Annotated in this window: 15 protein-coding genes; 9 read left to right on the plus strand and 6 right to left on the minus strand. The window is 57.0% G+C overall.

The window, feature by feature from the left end:
• Positions 1-40: 40 nt before the first annotated feature.
• A complete protein-coding gene (locus CLV74_RS05200) occupies positions 41-292 on the minus strand; it encodes a hypothetical protein (RefSeq protein WP_106263174.1) in 252 nt (83 codons plus the stop codon).
• A gap of 223 nt (positions 293-515) precedes the next feature.
• Between CLV74_RS05200 and CLV74_RS05205 the strand changes: the two genes are divergently transcribed.
• Together CLV74_RS05205 and CLV74_RS05210 are read left to right on the plus strand one after the other, a co-directional pair.
• Entirely contained in the window at positions 516-1,115 is a 600-nt protein-coding gene (locus CLV74_RS05205) for a sugar transferase (RefSeq protein ID WP_245888476.1), read from the plus strand.
• Positions 1,116-1,283: 168 nt separating this feature from the next.
• Positions 1,284-3,161, plus strand: a complete 1,878-nt coding sequence (locus tag CLV74_RS05210) for a polysaccharide biosynthesis protein (RefSeq protein ID WP_106263176.1) — start codon at positions 1,284-1,286, stop codon at positions 3,159-3,161.
• On the opposite strand, the gene CLV74_RS05215 is transcribed toward CLV74_RS05210, so the two are convergent.
• On the minus strand, positions 3,156-3,983 hold the full coding sequence (locus tag CLV74_RS05215; protein ID WP_106263177.1) for an NAD-dependent epimerase/dehydratase family protein: 828 nt from the start codon (positions 3,981-3,983) through the stop codon (positions 3,156-3,158). The two genes, CLV74_RS05210 and CLV74_RS05215, sit on opposite strands and share 6 nt — an antisense overlap.
• A gap of 162 nt (positions 3,984-4,145) precedes the next feature.
• Here CLV74_RS05215 and CLV74_RS05220 point away from each other — a divergent pair, with 162 nt between their 5' ends.
• Entirely contained in the window at positions 4,146-5,255 is a 1,110-nt protein-coding gene (locus CLV74_RS05220; RefSeq protein ID WP_106263178.1) for a polysaccharide biosynthesis/export family protein, read from the plus strand.
• An 8-nt stretch (positions 5,256-5,263) separates the two neighbouring features.
• Positions 5,264-6,301, plus strand: coding sequence for a glycosyltransferase (locus tag CLV74_RS05225; protein WP_245888465.1), 1,038 nt, complete (start codon positions 5,264-5,266; stop codon positions 6,299-6,301).
• Here CLV74_RS05225 and CLV74_RS05230 read toward each other — a convergent pair.
• Positions 6,298-7,107 carry an ABC transporter permease gene (locus CLV74_RS05230; protein ID WP_106263179.1) on the minus strand — a complete coding sequence of 270 codons (810 nt, stop codon included), beginning with the start codon at positions 7,105-7,107 and terminating at the stop codon, positions 6,298-6,300. The genes CLV74_RS05225 and CLV74_RS05230 overlap by 4 nt on opposite strands.
• 174 nt (positions 7,108-7,281) lie before the next feature.
• On the opposite strand from CLV74_RS05230, the gene CLV74_RS05235 reads away from it, so the two are divergent.
• The 4 genes from CLV74_RS05235 (at position 7,282) to CLV74_RS05250 (ending at position 12,185) form a co-directional block, all read left to right on the plus strand.
• Entirely contained in the window at positions 7,282-8,595 is a 1,314-nt protein-coding gene (locus CLV74_RS05235) for a KpsE/RkpR family capsule polysaccharide export protein (RefSeq protein WP_170107988.1), read from the plus strand.
• Between the two features lie 94 nt (positions 8,596-8,689).
• On the plus strand, positions 8,690-9,766 hold the full coding sequence (locus CLV74_RS05240; protein WP_106263181.1) for a DUF2793 domain-containing protein: 1,077 nt from the start codon (positions 8,690-8,692) through the stop codon (positions 9,764-9,766).
• Between the two features lie 121 nt (positions 9,767-9,887).
• Entirely contained in the window at positions 9,888-11,039 is a 1,152-nt protein-coding gene (gene glf, locus CLV74_RS05245; RefSeq protein ID WP_106263182.1) for a UDP-galactopyranose mutase, read from the plus strand.
• A gap of 39 nt (positions 11,040-11,078) precedes the next feature.
• Positions 11,079-12,185 carry a hypothetical protein gene (locus CLV74_RS05250; RefSeq protein ID WP_106263183.1) on the plus strand — a complete coding sequence of 369 codons (1,107 nt, stop codon included), beginning with the start codon at positions 11,079-11,081 and terminating at the stop codon, positions 12,183-12,185.
• Between the two features lie 10 nt (positions 12,186-12,195).
• On the opposite strand, the gene CLV74_RS05255 is transcribed toward CLV74_RS05250, so the two are convergent.
• Both CLV74_RS05255 and CLV74_RS05260 read right to left on the minus strand, forming a co-directional pair.
• Positions 12,196-13,974: a glycosyltransferase gene (locus tag CLV74_RS05255; RefSeq protein WP_170107989.1), complete on the minus strand. Its 1,779-nt coding sequence runs from the start codon at positions 13,972-13,974 to the stop codon at positions 12,196-12,198.
• Between the two features lie 126 nt (positions 13,975-14,100).
• The gene (locus CLV74_RS05260; protein ID WP_106263185.1) at positions 14,101-14,766 is read right to left on the minus strand and encodes an ABC transporter ATP-binding protein; all 666 of its coding nucleotides are present in this window, start codon (positions 14,764-14,766) and stop codon (positions 14,101-14,103) included.
• Positions 14,767-14,940: 174 nt separating this feature from the next.
• On the opposite strand from CLV74_RS05260, the gene CLV74_RS05265 reads away from it, so the two are divergent.
• Positions 14,941-17,181, plus strand: coding sequence for a calcium-binding protein (locus CLV74_RS05265; protein WP_106263186.1), 2,241 nt, complete (start codon positions 14,941-14,943; stop codon positions 17,179-17,181).
• 4 nt (positions 17,182-17,185) lie between these two features.
• On the opposite strand, the gene CLV74_RS05270 is transcribed toward CLV74_RS05265, so the two are convergent.
• Positions 17,186-18,733: a M10 family metallopeptidase C-terminal domain-containing protein gene (locus CLV74_RS05270; RefSeq protein WP_106263187.1), complete on the minus strand. Its 1,548-nt coding sequence runs from the start codon at positions 18,731-18,733 to the stop codon at positions 17,186-17,188.
• Between the last annotated feature and the right edge of the window lie 146 nt (positions 18,734-18,879).

The raw sequence follows: 18,879 nt of genomic DNA on the forward strand, positions 1-18,879 counted from the left end.
GCTGAAGGGCCCGTTTTACGTTGACAGTTGAAGCTGCCAATTACTTGGTGGAGCTGGACGAGCTACCACCATCATCGTTCGCGCGGTTCGCTGCACCAGCGATCAGCAGAAGTGCACCGGCACCTGCAACGATCGCACCAGTGCCAACACCGGTGACCGCAGCAGCACCAGCACCCAGTACGTTACCGGTGGTGGTTGCAGCGGTGGATGCGGGTTCGTTCTGAGCAAGCGCAACGCCTGCGGTCGACGCGATCAGCGCAGCCGCAGCGGTAAGCGTAACAAACTTTTTCATAATCATATCTCCAAAGCCAAACACCCGTTGCCGTAGCAACTAGGTCAGACTTGGTGTCGCACATTTTAATTTCATTTTCCAGATTGTTTTTTCCAAAAAACAACCTTTAGATGTGTATGTTCACATAGAGCTATTTCACAAAGTAACCCTTTAGTATTACCAAGTATGGCGGTTGTTTAATATGGTTGTTGGCGTATTAGAAACCCTTGACGAAGAACCCCAGATCACAGCCGGGAAACGTGCCTTTGATGTGATCTTTGGGCTTACATTGCTGCCGGTCCTGCTGCCTGTCATGGCCCTGATCGGACTGGCGATTTTGATCCTGGACGGCGCACCCGTGCTGTTCGTTTCGGAGCGCATGCAAAGCCGCTGGCGCAGTTTTGATCTGCATAAGTTTCGCACGATGCGGTGCTGCGATTGCGACGCTGGCGTGTCCGGCGGCGATAAAGAAGCGCGGATTACGCGCACTGGACGCTTCCTCCGCCGCTTCCGTCTGGACGAATTACCTCAAATTTTTAACGTTATTCGTGGCGACATCAGCTTTGTCGGCCCACGCCCGCCCCTTCGCAGCTATGTCGAGCAATTTCCCGAGGTCTACGCAGAGGTCCTGCGATCGCGCCCCGGAATTACCGGCCTGGCAACCATCGTTTACCATCGCCACGAAGAACGCATTCTGGCCGCTTGCCTCAGCGCTGAAGAAACGCACAAGGCCTACAGCGACCGCTGTGTTCCCCGAAAAGCGAAACTTGACATTATCTATCGTAAGAACGCGTGTCTCAGCCTAGATTTGTGGCTGCTTGCGCGGACTGTTGCCAGAGCCTAGAAGCCCTGCCAACTAAACGTACTATTTTAAGCATATTATACTTAAAGTTGTTTTTATCCAGAACTAGCCTGACTCGAAAAAATTCGGAACATTTCTTCCTATTAGGCATTTCTGAATGCCCTCGATGACAGGCTGGAGCGACACGGTTATCCGACAGGTGCTCTCGGCATGCTTTACAAATTGCTCATACGGCTGAACCGTCCCCAAAAGCGGCAGTTGATGCTGGCGTTGGACGTTTTGCTGGCACCATTGTCACTTGCGCTGGCATGTCTTCTTCTGAACGAGCGGACTTTTTTCGCCACCGCCACCTATGAGCAGGTGCTGATGCTGATGGCCAGTTGCGCTGCCTTTTCTTTAGGCATGACTGCCGCCCTTGGCCTGCACCGCGTCCGCCTGAATAGCTATGAGATGTCTGGCGTCGGCTTGACCAGCGTTGCTTCGGTTGTGGTGGCCTTTGCGACGTCGCTGGTCAGCGCAGGCTTTGGTTGGCCGATCTCGGTGCGGGTGTGGGTTGCGTTCTCGATTATCTTGATCATTGCGTCGGTCGCGTCCCGCGCAGCCATCCGGCAAATCCTGCTGGCGCTGTACCGACAGGGCGAAGGACGCATTCGGGTTCTGATCTATGGGGCAGGCCACACTGGCCAGCAGCTGGCCGCTGCCCTGCGCACAGACCGCACGGTTGAGCCTGTGGGATTCGTGGATGATAACCCGACCCTGCAAAGCCTCTCGATCAACGGGCTGCGGGTCTATTCGCCCCTGAAAATCAAGGAACTGTTCCAGCGTTACAACGTGGATCGCGTGATCTTGGCGATGCCCTCGACCAGCCGTCCACGCCAACAGCAGATTGCCCGCCGCCTGCGCGAGATGGGCTGTGAAACCAAGCTGCTGCCCTCATTCGCCGAGATGATGCAACGCTCACACGGAGAAAGCCGCCGGATTGACCACACAGCGATCCTGAACCGCTCGAACCTGGAGGATGAGCTGCCCCGCGTTTACGACGGCTATACGGATCGGGTGGTGATGGTTACGGGCGCTGGCGGCTCGATCGGGTCCGAGCTGTGTCGTCAGTTGCTGGAATGCAAGCCGTCGAAACTGATCCTGCTCGATCACAGTGAATTCGCGCTTTACGCGATGATGAAAGAGCTGGCGGCGCTGCGGTCAACGGTGCAATGCGTGCCGCTGTTGATGTCTGTGACGGACCGCCACGCGCTGGAGCGGGTGATGCGCCAGCACAATGTTCAGATCGTTCTACACGCTGCTGCCTACAAACACGTCCCGATGGTCGAGAATAACGCGCTGGCGGGCCTACAGAACAACGTTCTGGGCACCAAAGCTGCAGCAGAGGCAGCCCGCACAACAGGGGTCGAGCGGTTCATTCTGGTCTCGACCGACAAGGCTGTGCGCCCGTCGAACGTTATGGGCGCGTCAAAGCGGCTGGCCGAGCTTGTGGTTCAGGATCTGGCGACGCGTTGCAGGACCACGCGCTATTCGATGGTACGCTTCGGGAACGTATTGGGATCGTCGGGGTCGATCATTCCGCTGTTTGAGGAACAGATCGCTATGGGCGGGCCGGTGACGGTCACTCACCCCGACGTGACCCGCTACTTCATGACGATTCCAGAGGCATCGCGGCTTGTGCTCTTGGCGGGCTCATTCGCGCGGGGCGGCGATGTCTTTGTGCTGGATATGGGCAAACCCGTCCGTATCGCGCAAGTGGCGCGGCAAATGATTGAGGCTGCCGGTTATTCTGTGCGTGACGACAACAACAGCAACGGCGACATCGAGATTCGGTACATCGGCCTGCGCAAGGGTGAGAAGCTGCATGAAGAGCTGCTGATCGGGCAGGACATGCTGACCACACCGCACCCGAAAATCCTACGCGCCCGCGAAGGGCATCTGTCAGAGATCGAAGTCGCCGCAGCTTTGGCCGAACTGCGTAATGCTATTGAGGTAGGTGACACCGAATCAGCACGGAACGCGGTGTTCAAATGGGCGGCGCCGAAGGAAAACCGCCCCGCGATTCTTGCGGAGAAGGCGATTTCATAAGCCGCGGGTATCGCGCCAGTCCTGCATCAGTGCCTCTGCTGTTTGTGCCTGTGGCACCGGCAAATCCGACCGCGCCAAAAGCGAAGTGTCCAAGGTTGCGCGCTGTAACGCGGACTGCGGCGCCGGACGCCAGTCAAACGGAACCTTGGCGGCCTCTAGTATGCTTTGCATAGGCAGAGGCTGAGGTGCGGCGACGTTCAGCACCTTTGGAACTTGAGCGATGGGTCGTTGAACCAACGCCTCCAAAAGACGTGCCAGATCGACCGCGCCGATGTAGCTGCGCCGTGGCCCATGGCCATCTGCGAATCGGTCCAACTGCAACCGCGCATCCTGCTGCATGTGGTGAGCCAGTGAATCCGCCCCGAAAACATTGCTAAGACGCAAAATAATCGGGCACGCAGGACCAATTTTTTTGACCTCTTCTTCCATCGCAATTTTCGCCTGACCGTAGGGCGACGCAGGTGTCAAAATCTGGGTTTCAGCGGCGTTATCGCAGTCTCTTCCGTAGACTGCCTGGGTCGAGGCATGCAGCACGCGCTCTGCGCCGGTTCTGACGGCAATTTGCTGAGCAAGCCGGCCAAGAGCCACATTTTGGGCAAGCTCTTTTTCGTTACCGTAGCTAACACCCCAAAGGGCAATAATCCCTGCGATCTGCGGCGCGGCAGTCGCGCTGTCACTGGTGAAGCGGGCCACATCTTCGCGAGTCCACCAGAGGGGCTGAAAGCAAGGCGGCTGCGCCTGCCAGACGGCGCGCAATCGGCGGGCGACCTTTCCCGACGCTCCCAGAATAAGAATCTTTTCAGGTTTTCCAGCTACCGTCATCTGACCTTTCCCATGCGCCGCATCTGAACTGCGGAGTGTCCCAACAGCAAGGTTTTAGATAGGCGACAGGATGCAAATGCAACCCTTAAGAGATTCAAAACACTTGGCGACACACGCAAAAGCTGTCATCACCAATACAGTTTATAGTTGTGAGAATTACTGATGGTACGCGCTTTTGTTGTCCTTCTTCTCTGTACCGTGATCAGTGGATGTGCCCTCCCCCGCGGGGCCGCGCTGAAATCCGAGATGCTGAAAGGTGCCAAGGATGAAAACGCTCCGTTCCAGCTGGTTGAGATGAACACAACCGCGATGGCCATGGTCGAAAAATGGCCCGCGAAAGGTGCAAGTCTGGCTCACAGTTGGCCTGGTGGATCGCGCGGGTCTTTGTCGTACCGGATTACAGCCGGCGACGTGTTGGCCGTGACGATCTGGGACAGTCAGGACAACTCGCTGCTGACGGCGGCAGGGCAAAAGCAGACCAGTGTGACCGACTTGCTGGTCTCGCCCTCTGGCACCATTTTCCTGCCCTACGTCGGTGAAGTGAATGTAGCCGGTCAAAGCATCGAAAGCGCACGTAACACGATCGCCACCCGGATGGAGGCGATTGCCCCCTCAGCGCAGGTTCTACTGACCGCGCAACAGGGTCAGAACAGCACCGTACGTGCTGTCTCGGGTGTTGCCGCGCCCGGTGCCTATCCGCTGCCTGACAGCAATTATACCGTGCTGAATCTGCTATCCGATGCGGGCGGCGTGGCGCGTGACATGGACAATCCCGTCGTCCGACTGCTGCGAAACGGGGCGACCTACGAAACCTACGTTCAGGATCTGACCTCGAACGACGGCAATGATCTGGTTCTGCGGGGCGGAGACAAAGTGGTGGTGGAAGATCTGCCGCAAACCTTCATCGCAATGGGCGCGACAGGCAGCCAACAGCTGATCAGCATCAAGCATCCGCCCGTCAACGCGATTGAGGCAATCACGATGGCGGGTGGCCTGTCACCCGGACGCGCCGACCCGAAAGGCGTGCTGATCCTGCGGGAATACCCGCGAAATGCGATCCGGCAGGACACGCATGGGCCGCAGAAAGAGTCGGTGGTTTTCGCGATGAACCTGACCACTGCCGAGGGGCTGTTCGCAGCCAACAATCTGGAAATTCAACCTGATGACATCGTTTACGTGTCGGAATCGCCAGTGCCGTCTTTGAACGCAGCACTGAACCTGTTCCGACTTGGCGGCTCTAGCGCAACTGTCGCCGGCAATCTGGGGAACTGAATGACACCATGGAAATGACATTTTGCAAAGACACCGCCCAGCCCGTGACCCTGCCCGGTCGCGGACGAAATGGTACGCTGGTTGCCGTGGTCGTGACATACAACCGTCTGCCGATGTTGAAGCAGACGGTTGAACGCATTCTGGCAGAGCCACCCAGCGCGTTGCATCGGTTGGTGGTGGTGGACAATGCCTCATCGGAAGACACGGTAGCGTGGCTGGCCGCGCAAACGGACTCCCGCCTTGACGTGGTGCGCCTGCCTTCGAATTGCGGCGGCGCTGGCGGCTTTGCTGCGGGGCTGAGGCACGCGATGGATCATCACAACCCCGATTGGCTTGTCGTCATGGATGATGATGCCCGCCCTGCATCAGGCGTTCTATCGCGCTTTGCAGAAATGGACACCGGCAAGTGGGATGCATTGGCCGCAGCTGTTTACTACCCTTCAGGCGGCATATGCGAGATGAACCGCCCGTCGCGTAACCCGTTCTGGCGGCCGCGTGTCTTCGTCTCGACCCTGCTTGGGGTATTTAGGGGGCGGGCGCGGCAGTGCTATCACCTGCCCGACAGCGCCTTTAGCGCATCAAAACCGGTCGAGATTGATCTGACGTCCTTTGTCGGCTTGTTCTTGTCGCGCCACCTGATCAACGCAGTCGGCTATCCGGACGCGAACCTGTTTCTGTACGGGGATGACGTTCTCTACACCTTGCGGGCCCGCAAGAAGGGCATGCGGATCGCGATGGATAACCGCCTAAAATTTGAGCATGACTGCTCGACCTTCCAGCATGAGGGGCAGCGCGTGTTCCGACCGATCTGGAAGGTCTACTACCTCTACCGCAACGGCCTGATGATGTATCGCCGTGCAGCAGGACCCGTGTTTTTCTGGATGCTGCTGATGGTTCTGGCCCCCAAGTGGTACCTTAGCGGCAGGCGCTATGGCAGTGATCGGAAACGCTATCTGCGGGTTATGTGGCGTGCGGTTCGTGATGGCGCAAGGGGCGACACGATGCTGACCCACCCTGAAGTTCAGGCTTTGGCGCAACACCCTTAGGCGTTCAGAATCTCGCGGTAAAAGCGCCGCAGGAACAACAGGCCAAGGGTTAACCCTCCGAAGGACAGGCCGAACACATAAGGCAGGCTGACGTAATCGCTATGGTTCAACCCGTACACCGCATCTCGCGCCACCGAGGTCACATGAACCAACGGATTGAACCACAGAATATCCTGCGCCAGCTGCGGCAGGTCATCGACCAGATAGAGGATGCCAGAGGCGATCAACAAAGGACGGCTGATGATTCCCCAGATCATCTCCCACAGGGGATACAGCCCGAAAAGCACACAATTGATGGTCGCCGCCCCAAGGCCGATCATCGCCGCCATAAAGAACGACAGCGCCAAGGTGCCCATTTGCAAACTGATGCCCGTGTCCTGAACGGCCAGAACGCCGACAAACACAATGATCGCCACCGTCAGGTTTGTGATCCCGTTCAGAAGGAACCGCGCCAAAAGCGCATCCATCCAGGAGACCGCAGGATATCGCAGTAAGGGTCGCGAAAAATTAATGGATCTAGAGACAGTATTCTGGATCGTCACGTAAAGGCTGAAGGGTAGGTAACCCGATGCGTAGAAAAGCAAAAAGCTGTTGCCAATCGGCGGGGTGCGCAGCACCAGCGAAAAGCCGATCGACAGCACCATCAGTGCGGCGACGGGTTCGGCAATGGCCCAGAGATAGCCGCCCGGCGTCCGCCCGTAGGTGGTCGACATTTCCCGCAACATCAGTGCGACGATCGTCCGGTGGGCTGCCGGACGGGCAGGCGCATCAGATGGCAGTTTTACCGGCGCGGTGTGAGGTGACATCGGAATGCAAACTCTTTAAATACAGCTTAAATTACATGAATTGTTTTTTACTGTGCAGCGTTATTTAGCAAGGAATTTCATGTGAACGCGTCCAGCGATTCCCAAAACCCGTCTGAAGCCATGCGCAAGCGGGCCAAAGTCCAATTCCGCGCGCACGCTGCGGCGAAAGGGTCAATGACCGAGGAACAGCGCAAGCGCTGGCTGGCCCGCCGCAAGTTGATGGCCGCCAAAGCCGCCCGCGCAAAGGCACTGCCTATCCAAGGTCAAAAGGCCGGAGCAAAGCCAAAGCATGCCGCCAGACCGGCCCCTGTCAAACTAGCGCCACCGCCTCCGCCAGCACCCACGGTTATTGAGATTGCGCCACCCGCAGAACGGATGACTTTGAAGGCCCGCCACTGGGGTCTGATCGCAAGCTTTGTACTGGCGGTCATCCTGCCAACCGTGTTGTCGATCTGGTATTTGGTGGCGATCGCGCAAGATCAATTCGCCTCGCGCACGGGATTCACGGTCCGCTCGGAAGAGGGCGGCAGCGCGACGGATTTGCTTGGTGGTCTTGCCAGCATCACGGGCGGAAATGCCAATGGCGACGCGAATATTCTGTTTGAATATATCCAAAGCCAAGAGATCGTCCGGCGGTTGGAAGACAACGTCAACCTCAACCAGATGTTCGCGCAGAACTGGCCGAACGATCCGGTCTTTGCTCTATGGCCTGACGCCTCGATTGAGGATCTGGTTTGGTTCTGGGACCGGATTTTGAAGGTGTCCTTCGATCAAGGGACGGGCATGATCGATCTGGAGGTCAGAGCCTATACGCCTCAGGACGCGCGAACCATCGTGCAAGAGATCGTCGCCGCCAGTCAGGAATTAGTGAACGAGATCAACGCAAACGCCCGCGATGACCTGATGCGCTATGCAGAATCCGATCTGGCCGCTGCGCTGGAACGTCTTAAAGGTGCGCGTCAGGCGCTGACCGAATTCAGGACGCGCAACCAGATTGTCGATCCGAATGCCGATATTCAGGGACAGATGGGCGTGGTGAACACCTTGCAGCAGCAGCTTGCCAACGCCTTGATTGAACTGGACCTTTTGACGGGACGCACGCCAGAAGGGGACCCGCGACTGGAACAGGCCGAACGACGGATTGAGGTGATCCGCGAACGGATCGCCAGTGAGCGGGCGGATTTCGTGACCAACCAACTGTCGGACGGCGGGCGCGACTATCCCGCTCTGCTGGCTGAATACGAAGGGTTGGTCGTTGATCAGCAATTTGCCGAGGAAACATATCGCAGCGCTCTGGCTGCACTTGATCTGGCGCGAGACAAGGCCTCTCGCCAGAGCCGGTATCTTGCGACCTATGTCGCGCCGACAATGGCCGAATCCGCCGAATACCCGAAACGCCTGATGTTGATCGGCCTGATCGCCCTGTTCCTGACCCTGATCTGGAGCATTCTGGCAATGATCTACTACAGCCTGCGCGACCGCCGCTAAGGTTAACGGGGCGTTAATCAGGTAAACGCTCCTTTAACACCCCGTTGGCCGATCCGTTCCAATGTCCTTCGCGTCACATGGAATGGAGGCCTCGATGGTCAGCAGCACTTCTCCCCGGCTTAATCTGCCCTTGATCCAGCCCTCGCAGGCGCAAAAACACGTCACCCATAACGAAGCCCTGATGCATCTGGACGGTATCACCCAACTGGTGGTTACCGCCTTCGATCAAAGCACCCCGCCCGAGGCGCCCATTCCCGGGGATATCTACGCGCTGACGGATGCGCCCTCGGGCGTTTGGGCGCCCTACCCCGAGCATCTGGCGATGGCGTCGGACAACGGCTGGATCACCTTTCTACCGCAAGAAGGCTGGCAAGCATGGGATCTGACCAGTGGTCGGTGCATGGTTTTGGGCGCTGAAGGCTGGCACCCGTTGCTGGATGATTTGCAGAACCTAACGTCCCTTGGGGTGAACGCCAGCGCGGACAGCACCAACCGACTAACCGTTTCATCGGATGCCAGCCTGTTCAACCACGCAGGCGCGGGCCATCAGATGAAGCTGAATAAGGCCACTGCTGGTGACACCGCCAGTCTGCTAATGCAGTCGAATTGGTCCGGCCGCGCCGAGATCGGTCTGAGTGGCGATGACAACCTGCATATCAAAGTCTCTGCCGATGGGGGCACCTGGACCGAGTCCCTCGTGATCGATGGCGCGAACGGCCTGATCGGCGGCGCGGCTGTTCAAGTCGATGCCTATGACCAGACCGCAGGGCGCCTGATGCGGGCAGACTACGGATATGGGCCGGGCTCGGTGGTTGGCTCGGTCGCGATGACGGATGGACTGCCATCTGGTGCCGTAATCGAGCAAGGTGAGAATGCGAACGGCAGCTACGTGCGTTTCGCCGATGGCACCCAGATTTGTCGCGCCGAAATCGCTGCAACGGAGCCTGTCACGACCGCAAGCGGAGCCCTGTTTTCGTCCAGCGCCATGCTGTGGACCTACCCCGCTCCCTTTGCCGAAAACGCAGCGCCAACTGTTACCGGAAGCTGCGACCAAGGCTGCTGGGTTAGTCGTGGGACCACATCGCCTGTCGACGTTGAGTTAATCGGGTGGAGCGCGACAGAAACTTCGGCTTATACCATTGATATCATTGCGATAGGTCGATGGGCGTAGACTGAACAGAGTGGGCGGCAAAACGCGTTTTGTCGCCCATATTTTTCAACCTGAACAATAGTCATCTAGCGGAATACACCCGTTTTTGCTAAACCAAAGCAGATAATGAGGGACTTCTTTAATGACTACAAATTTTCTGCTTGTTGGTGCTGGTTTGTCATCCGCAGTGATTGGCCGGCATCTTGCCGAAGCCGGTCACAAGGTAACGATCTTTGAAGGGCGCGACCATATTGGCGGCAACTGCCACACCGAGCGGGATGCCGAAACCGGCGTCATGGTCCACATTTACGGACCCCATATTTTCCACACCGACGATGAAGAAGTCTGGAACTACGTAAACAGCTTCGAAACCTTCCTGCCCTATAAAAATCGCGTAAAAACAACGTCGCAGGGCGCGGTTTATTCTCTGCCGATCAACCTGCACACCATCAATCAATTCTACGGAAAAACCATGCGCCCCGATGAGGCGCGCGCCTTTATCGAACAGCAGGCGGATACCTCAATCGAAAATCCACAGACTTTCGAAGAGCAGGCGCTGCGCTTTGTGGGCCCCGACCTGTATGAAGCCTTTTTCAAAGGCTACACCATGAAGCAGTGGGGCTGCCATCCCAGCGAACTGCCCGCATCGATTCTCAAGCGTTTGCCCGTACGCTTCAATTACGATGACAACTACTTCTTTCATAAATTCCAGGGCATGCCGGAAAACGGCTATACCGCGATGATCGAGAAGATTCTGGATCACACCAATATCGAAGTACGTCTTTCGACGATGTTCGATTCCGCAACCACGGAGGGATATGATCACGTGTTCTACTCGGGTCCGCTTGACGGGTACTTTGGGTACAAGTTGGGCCGCCTTGGGTATCGCACACTGGATTTCGAAAAGTTCACCGACACGGGCGATTATCAGGGCACCGCGGTTATGAACTATGGGGATGTGGACGTTCCCTTCACCCGCATCACTGAACACAAACATTTCTCCCCGTGGGAAGAGCATGAGGGCACCGTTTGCTATCGCGAATTCAGCCGCGAAGCGCAGCCCGAGGATACGCCCTATTACCCGATCCGCATGATGGATGAAAAAACCCTGCTGGCGGATTACGTACGACTGGCGAATGAAACGCCGAACGTGACTTTCGTCGGTCGCCTTGGCACCTACCGCTATCTGGATATGGACGTGACAATTCGCGAAGCACTGGACACAGCGCGCCAGTTCAGCGATTGCCTGACAAACGGCGCGGCAATGCCCGCCTTCGTCAAGTCACCGCTCTAAAAGAAAGAGGCGGAGCCTTGTGCTCCGCCACATATCCGAATGCAGTTTGTCCTCTTTATCGGCCAGCACAAGGTCGGCTCGTCCTCGATCCAGGACTATATGGCCCGAAACTATGTGCGGTTGGTCCAATCCGGCATTCTCTATCCGATGATTGACGCCGAAGGTCAGACCATGGTTCTGGCACGGCAGATCATGGGCTACGATATGGATCAGTCCCTGCCCATGAACATCCGCGAAGGCCACAATGCGCTGGCCTATCGCCTGCTTTATGAGACCGGCAAAGGCATTGAGATGCCCGAATATCACCGGGGCACGCCGCGCAGTCATCAGATGTTCCGGACCGTCAAGAAGCAGATCGAATATCTGCAACCCGAAGCGGTCATTCTGGCCGGAGAGGTGTTTTCCCAATTCGGGGCCGTCGATCCATCGCTGATCCGCCGGATGCTGGACGAATTTCCAGACGCTTCCTTCCGCGTGATCGCCACTTTGCGTCGACCCGACGCCTATCTGCCGTCATGGCACAGTCAGCGCCTGCGGTACGGAGAGAAAATCCGCCCCCTAAACGCGGGCGGTGCAGCCGAGTACTTTCCGACGATCCACTTTGATTATCGCCATATGTTGCAGGGCTGGGTCGAAGAACTTTACGACACCGAAATCGCCCTCCGCGATTACCGCGAGGTCCTGGCTGCGGGTGGCTCGGTCGAGGATTTCAAAGAACAGTCCTGCCTGAACTTTCCCGCAAATCTCGAAACGTACCGCGAAAAGAATCCCAGTCTGCACCGCGCTTTGGCGGAAACGGGTCGGCTTGCATTTCATGAACTGGACCAGATCGAGGCTTTCTCGGTTCTCGAATTCCTGACCGAACTAGGGCCGCAACTGGATCTACCGGACAGCGCCCAAATCGAAATGTTCGGCACCGAAGTGCGGCGTCAGATGTTTGATGCCTTCCAAGAGCCGCATCGCTATATCAGCGATCTTTGCGACCGAGACCAATTTTTCGAAGACATAGATGAGATGCTGGTCACTCTTCCGGTCCCCCAGTCAGAGGCGTCACGTGCGGCCAAGGCCCAAATCCAGCGCCACGCGAATAACGTTCACGCGCCGCTGGCAAGAGACTGGCTGAAGGCCCACTGCAACGGGGCCTGACGGGCGCGCCTTAAGCGGCGCGCTTCAACTTTTTGTCCCAGTATTCCTCGGTGGTTAGCTTGTCGTAACCCTTGCGGTATTCGGCACGCAGACGATCATGCTCTTTGGCAAACTTGCGGAGCAGTTTGATCATCCGCACCCCCAGTTTAAACGCGCGAAGACGCTCCATCTGCACAGTATACCCCTTGAGGCCGGTGCTGTTCAGATAGGTTACGCGGTGCGCGCCGTAAGCTGGCCCCAGCAACCCCCGTTCGCCCATATTCAAAACCAGACGGTCGGCGAATTTGCGGTAGAAGGGGAACAGGTGACCATTCAAAGTCGGATAGAAGACCGCTCGCTTGAACCGCGCTGATTTATGGAAAAAGCCACGGCGCTGCTTCAAATCCAGCTCGGACACGTCGCGCCATGCTTCTTTCTTAATCAAGGCTTTGATGTCTGCACGGCGCTGAGCCATATCTGCGTGTTCATCAAAGAAATCAGGACCACGCATCACATCTTCGATCGCCATCAGCAAGGCTTCGGCTGTCTCGTAGTGGAACCGCATCAAAGCACGTGCCAAGAAAAACAGCGAAACTTTATTGACGCCCCAACCACTGCGCTTCAGTTCATCAAATACCAGATGGTGCAGGAGGTGATTTCTAAGGTCCAGATATAGTGTCTGCGCACTTTCTTTCTCGGTGAAGTCATCCTGGAACGACACCACGCCATTCAACACGCGGATCGAGAAATCATTCGCCAGCGAGAAGCTGATATCATCCCCCCGCACAAAGAAGGGGAATGGGTGGTGCTTTACCTCTGAAACGGGGAAAGCAAAGAACCACCAACCGCCATACATGGTGGGATGGAAATGGGTAAGCCCTTCATCTTCCATCACCATGATCTGCCCCCAATCGCGCAAATCGCGCCCCATATGCAGCGGTTTGCAGGTGCCATCAAAGAAGGCGCCCGCCTCCCACATGCACCACTTGTGGGTGTTGTTGATCATCGCGCCCGCAACGGCAGCATTTTTCCGCTTTGCCAGCGACAGATAGGCGTAGGCGCGATGGATATTCTCCATGTGGAAAGATGCATCGTCATCCATGAACAGAACATGGGTAAAGCCTTTATCCTCTGCCTCACGCAGACCACGGGCGAAACCACCGGCACCGCCCAGATTTTCATTTAAAATCGGCGTGACGCGCTCGGTCGGTGCAATCTCGGCGCTTTGGCCGTTGTCCACCACCTGAACATGCATGTTGTTGCCGTCGGGATGCGCCGCGATAAAGGCATCCAGACGCGAAACTGTGCGGCGCACCTCTTCTTCACGTTTGAAGGTCGTGATGCTGATCGCCAGCTTGGGTTCCTGACGTGCGGGCGTGCGCGTGATGTAACGATGACCCGACACAAGGACATCTTCTTCCAGTGCGCGGACCTCTGCGTAAATCATGCCGCGCGGCGTATCTTCTTTGAAGACAGAGAGGTCAAGCAGCAGCGGAACGCTGTCTTCCAAAGTTGTGGTTTCGTTGTTCAGCAGTTCCCACGATTCATGAGGCTGCGCGTGGAAAACTTTGATCTCAACACGGCCGGAACCCGTAATCTCAAGGTACAGATCATCCAGATCACAGTCGTTCTGCCACTTACCGATGCTGAGGGCATTGAAGTAGGTGTTAAACGAAACGACCGCGCCCTCTTTCAACTCTAATGTGCGGGCGGTTTGCGAAAACGCAACTGGACCGTGGCGACGGAAATACAAATCCTGTTCCGTGCAGATGCCAGGCTCTGGCAACATGAAATTCTGCAATACGATCATCTCAACTCCACTCTTAAAGAGGTGACTCGCCATTCGCCAAACAGCTTAGGGGCCAACAATTAATGAAGTCTTGATAAACCTATGCGTGTAAAATTCAAAGCACCTAATCTCAATAATTGCGTTTCATCAGCCCTGATCCAGTCGTAAGTTGTACTCATGTATCTCGATCGCTTGATCCAGATCCGAAAAATACGTGGCTTTTCCGTCTTCCAGCACGATTCCGGCGTCACAGAACTCTCGCACCTGCTTGAGGTTGTGGTTCACCATGATCGCGCTGCTTTCTTCCATCCGCTTACGAAAAACCGCGCGGGCTTTTTGAGCGAATCGCGCATCACCGGCTGCCGTCGTCTCATCCACCAGATAGGTGTCAAAGCGAATCCCCATTGAGGCACCGAAGGCCAGACGCGAATGCATCCCTGCCGAGTAGGTGCGCACAGGCATGTAGAAATGCTTACCCAGCTCTGAGAAATCTTCAACAAAATGGAGCAGCTGGTCGGTGTCCACCCCGTAGATCCGCGCGATGAAACGGACGTTCTGGGCACCCGTCAGCTCTCGATGAAAGCTGCCGCCAAAGCCCACAGGCCACGAAATGCTGCAATCGGTGATGATCCGCCCCGAATCGTAAGACATCGATCCTGCAATCATCTTGAGCAGAGTGCTTTTTCCCGCCCCGTTCCGCCCCAACAGCGCAAGGGATTTGCCTTCGGGCAGTGTCATCGTCAGGTTGTTGATGACGGTCTTTCGTGTCCCGCCAAGCTTGAACGTCTTGGTCAGGTTTTCAAATCGGATCATACAAATATACTTGCTCAAACGCGGTCAGAAACGACCTGTCTATCCATAGCCGCCTCGGTACAAATCCGTCAAATCTAGAAAAATCCGACGCGATTGCCACGCGCCTGCCCTCTTTCCGCCGCGCCTCGGTACAGCCAGCCCGCCACACTTGACACAAGTGAGTGGGACGAAAAAATGCTGACATTTTCAGGTGTAACTGGAACGGGCGAAGCCCGCTTTGACCTTGATCTTCGGAGCTTACAGCAAAGCCCAGATGGCACGCTGATCTATGGGGTCACCGGCACCGGAGGTGGCCTTTCAGTTTGGGAAATCGGCGCAGATGGTGCGCTGGTTTTGCGGCAAACTGTCAGTTTCGAGAACAGTCCATGGCTGGCCAACCCTGAGGTCGCCTGCATTCTCATGATACCTGACAGCGCATTTCTGGCGCTTTCCCTGTCCGCAGAGGGCCTTTACGGCTTTGAAATTGGCACTGATGGTCTGTTCGCCACTGATCTCGGGCAATCGGCCTACGGGGCCACTGGATACACAACTGCGCTGACCACATCCCCAAGCGGGTACGTCATGGCGACTTCCGAAGGGTACGATGTCACAACCCTCTGGGTCACAGGCGAGAGCCAAACCACATCAAAGCAAATTGCGGGCACAGTAGCCGAGCTTCAAACGATCTCAACCAGTAGCGGAACTCTTCTCTTTGCCAGCAATGCCACGAAGGACGCCTTACAAGTCTATACGGTCAACAACTCCTCTCTGATGCTATCCGACACGATCGGGGCGGCGCAGGGCCTTGGGTTGGACCGCCCGACAGATATCGAGGTTATCGCCGCCTATGACCAGATTTGGGCCACCGTTGCGGGCGGAGGCAGTAGTAGCCTTTCCGTGGTGAAGGTGTCCTCGACCGGCCAAGTTGAATTGTCCGACCACGTCATCGACGCGGCCACGACTTATTTTCAGAACGCCACAACACTTAGCAGCTTTGCGCACCAAGGGCGCAGCTACATCCTAACATCCGGAGGCGACGGCGGCGTCAGCGCATTTCTTTTGCTGCCAGACGGCACTTTACGACATGTTCAATCCCTCTATCTTCCCGATCTACCTACGATCACTGACCTGCTGGTCATCACCGAATCCCCATCTCCGATTGTGCTGGCATCAACAGAGAATGGCATTGCAAGCTTTACCTTGGACTTACCGGACCAAGGCGCCATCGGCACCGCGACCTCTGGTCATGACATCCTGACCGTAAACCATGAAGAAATGGCAAACGGGCTTGAGGGGGATGACATTTTCCTGATCAACGGCGCCGCTACGATCACTGGAGGCAGCGGCGCGGACATCTTCCGGCCTGCGCGTGATGTCAGCGCGTTCACCATCACAGACTTCGATCCGGACGCGGACCGGTTGGATCTATCACAGCTGACATTTCTGCGGTCCCTGTCCCAAATTCAGGTCGAGACCACCAACAGCGGCGCAACCGTGCGCTACCAAGGGCTAGAGATCACGATCCACTCTGCCAGCGGCGCATCCTTATCCGCCGATGAGGTTCTGCAAGATGCCCTGCCGCCCGAATTTCATTTGCTGGGGATCGGCACATCAGAGGTTGGCACCGCGGACCGTGACCGGATGACGGGCACGCTTTATGGGGACACTCTGCTGGGGGGTGGCCGCGTGGATACAATCTTTGGCGGCGCAGGCGACGACCTTTTGAAAGGCGGAAGCGGTGGCGATATCTTGTGGGGAGAAACCTCAAACGACACTATATACGGGAACTTCGGCCATGATCGCATCAGCGGCGGCAGCGGAGATGACCTGCTACTGGGACAAGCGCACAATGATCGTCTTTGGGGCAATGAAGGGGCCGACCGACTGTTCGGCCACCTTGGAAACGATAGTCTGTTCGGTGGTGGTGGAGATGACCGATTGGCTGGCGGGAACGGCGCTGACAGCCTGAAGGGGGATGCCGGTGCGGATTACGTGGACGGGGGTGGTGGTAACGACCGGCTCATTGGTGATGCGGGCAACGATAAACTGCTGGGTGCCGCGGGAAATGACATGCTGATCGGCGGGGATGGGCGCGACAGCCTTAACGGCGGTACCCATAGCGATACCTTGATTGGCGGTGTGGGGATCGACTTTCTCATCGGCGGCGCGGGAAACGACCGCTTGCGTGGGGGGCCTGACACGGATCACCTGCGCGGAGGCGACGGTGCGGACAGGTTCATCTTTTTCCCCGGAGAGGGGCGCGACTGGATCTATGACTTTGACGTGACCCAAGATCGTTTGGTGCTGGGAGAGATAAGCAAAGACCAGCTTTCCTTCCGCCCCACCAACTGGGGCCTCGCGATAGACTTGCCCGACGGGATGATCGGGCTGCGCGGGTTGGATGATGTCCCCGACGACTGCTTTGTCTTTATCTAAGCGGTCACAGCCAGTCTATCTGCCCCGCCAGCGCGGCCAAATCTGTATAACCGATCAGGCGCAATGTGCCTGTTTCGAAGGTCAGGTTAGTATCATCGCCTTCAATCGCAGCGATCTGTGCCAGATCCCCTTCTGTCGCCGCGTCAGAGTAAATCTGCAGGCGATCCCCCTCCGAAACGGAAAAGTCAAAGATCCAGTCGTTCGCAAAACCGGCGCGATAGACAAAGCAATCGGCACCTGCCCCGCCCCAGAGGCGATCAAAGCCTGCGCCGCCGGACAGCGTATCTTGCCCCTCTTGCCCGAAAAGCCTGTCGGTGCCACCACCGCCCGTCAGCACGTCATCGCCCGTGCCCCCGAACATCTGATCAACCCCGCCACCCCCCGAAAGCAGATCGTCGCCGCCGCCGCCAGCCAGCGTATCGCGACCAGTGCCACCCCAAAGCTTGTCCATATGGGCGCCTCCCAACAACCGGTCGGCACCGATGCCCCCCGACAAACGATCCCGCCCCTCTGCGCCGATCAGCGTATCGGACCCGCCGTGACCAAACAGAACGTCATTCCCACGCGAGGCGGCCAAGCGATTGTCACCGATATTGCCTCGCAACAGATCGTTCCCCACACCAGAGCGAGCATCCTCAATCACTGTGCCCTGAGCGATCACCAGATTTCCCGCCAGACCCGCCACGTCAGAGACCGCTCCGCCCCGCAGGTCCAAGCGGATGCCATCCTGTGCCGCGCTGAAGTCCAGCAGATCCCGACCGGAAACATCGTAAAGCGTCATAGTCACCGGCACCCCCGCTGCGGCCATGCCTAGCAAGGCGCTGTCCTGCGTTGCCGATCCGTCCAAGGCATATCGGGTATCCCCCGCACTAGCGCTGGTGTCCCTTGGCGCACCATATAGGCTCTGGATCGCGGCGATATCCACGGCCATCGGCGTCACAGCAAGCGCATAGCTTGCGCCGACCAGTGGGTTCTCGGTCTGGCTGAAATAGGACATCACCGACAACTGGTAACTGTCATGGGCAAAGATCGCATCCTGCCCGTAGCTTGCCCCGCCGTTGTAGTTCCCCTGATGGCCCAGTCCTAGGGCATGGCCAATCTCGTGCAGATAAGTTTGATAGGTATAGCTGCCCACCTCTTCCCCGTACCGGGCCTGCCAATCGGCGCTAATATTGACGAAAGCCGAGCGGATTTCTCCGTTCAGAAACCGCGCATTCGCATATGCGCCGCTTTGTGTGCTGGAGAATGTAATCCCTCTTGCATCGCCCCCTTCAACGAAGATCAGGTCCGCGACCGAGGCCCAAGCCCCCAAAGCCTGCCACGCCATCGCCCGCCCAGCGCTATCCAACGCGCTGGTGTTCACCTCAATCACATTTGCGGCAAAGGCATGGGGCGAGATTCCCTGATCTTGCCAGTATCCTGTGGTTAGATATGTAGCCATCGCATCAATGGTATCAGGCGACGCACTAATCGCGACCGATTGCGACCTCACCTCGGTTATCGAAGGCGCGGTAACCTCGGCAGCAGCGGGGGCGAAACAATAGATGCACATGACGAACCTCCGTGAAACACGGGGTTCTGCCTAAGGGTCCATTCCTAGTATCCGGTTTACGCGACCCGCCCTACGGCCAAGAAAATTCTGCGAATTTTCTTATATTTCGCCAGTCCTTACCGTCAAAAGCAGAAGGGCGCCCCTAG

The sequence above is a fragment of the Donghicola tyrosinivorans genome (assembly GCF_003003355.1).
GTDB classification, from domain to species: domain Bacteria; phylum Pseudomonadota; class Alphaproteobacteria; order Rhodobacterales; family Rhodobacteraceae; genus Donghicola; species Donghicola tyrosinivorans.

Bases quoted from the DNA above. Each gene is read 5' to 3' on its own strand.
- CLV74_RS05200 (WP_106263174.1), bottom strand. From the start codon at position 292: ATGAAAAAGTTTGTTACGCTTACCGCTGCGGCTGCGCTGATCGCGTCG.
- CLV74_RS05210 (WP_106263176.1), top strand. From the start codon at position 1,284: ATGCTTTACAAATTGCTCATACGGCTGAACCGTCCCCAAAAGCGGCAG.
- CLV74_RS05215 (WP_106263177.1), bottom strand. From the start codon at position 3,983: ATGACGGTAGCTGGAAAACCTGAAAAGATTCTTATTCTGGGAGCGTCG.
- CLV74_RS05220 (WP_106263178.1), top strand. From the start codon at position 4,146: ATGGTACGCGCTTTTGTTGTCCTTCTTCTCTGTACCGTGATCAGTGGA.
- CLV74_RS05225 (WP_245888465.1), top strand. From the start codon at position 5,264: ATGGAAATGACATTTTGCAAAGACACCGCCCAGCCCGTGACCCTGCCC.
- CLV74_RS05230 (WP_106263179.1), bottom strand. From the start codon at position 7,107: ATGTCACCTCACACCGCGCCGGTAAAACTGCCATCTGATGCGCCTGCC.
- CLV74_RS05235 (WP_170107988.1), top strand. From the start codon at position 7,282: ATGACCGAGGAACAGCGCAAGCGCTGGCTGGCCCGCCGCAAGTTGATG.
- CLV74_RS05240 (WP_106263181.1), top strand. From the start codon at position 8,690: ATGGTCAGCAGCACTTCTCCCCGGCTTAATCTGCCCTTGATCCAGCCC.
- glf (WP_106263182.1), top strand. From the start codon at position 9,888: ATGACTACAAATTTTCTGCTTGTTGGTGCTGGTTTGTCATCCGCAGTG.
- CLV74_RS05250 (WP_106263183.1), top strand. From the start codon at position 11,079: ATGCAGTTTGTCCTCTTTATCGGCCAGCACAAGGTCGGCTCGTCCTCG.
- CLV74_RS05255 (WP_170107989.1), bottom strand. From the start codon at position 13,974: ATGATCGTATTGCAGAATTTCATGTTGCCAGAGCCTGGCATCTGCACG.
- CLV74_RS05260 (WP_106263185.1), bottom strand. From the start codon at position 14,766: ATGATCCGATTTGAAAACCTGACCAAGACGTTCAAGCTTGGCGGGACA.
- CLV74_RS05265 (WP_106263186.1), top strand. From the start codon at position 14,941: ATGCTGACATTTTCAGGTGTAACTGGAACGGGCGAAGCCCGCTTTGAC.
- CLV74_RS05270 (WP_106263187.1), bottom strand. From the start codon at position 18,733: ATGTGCATCTATTGTTTCGCCCCCGCTGCTGCCGAGGTTACCGCGCCT.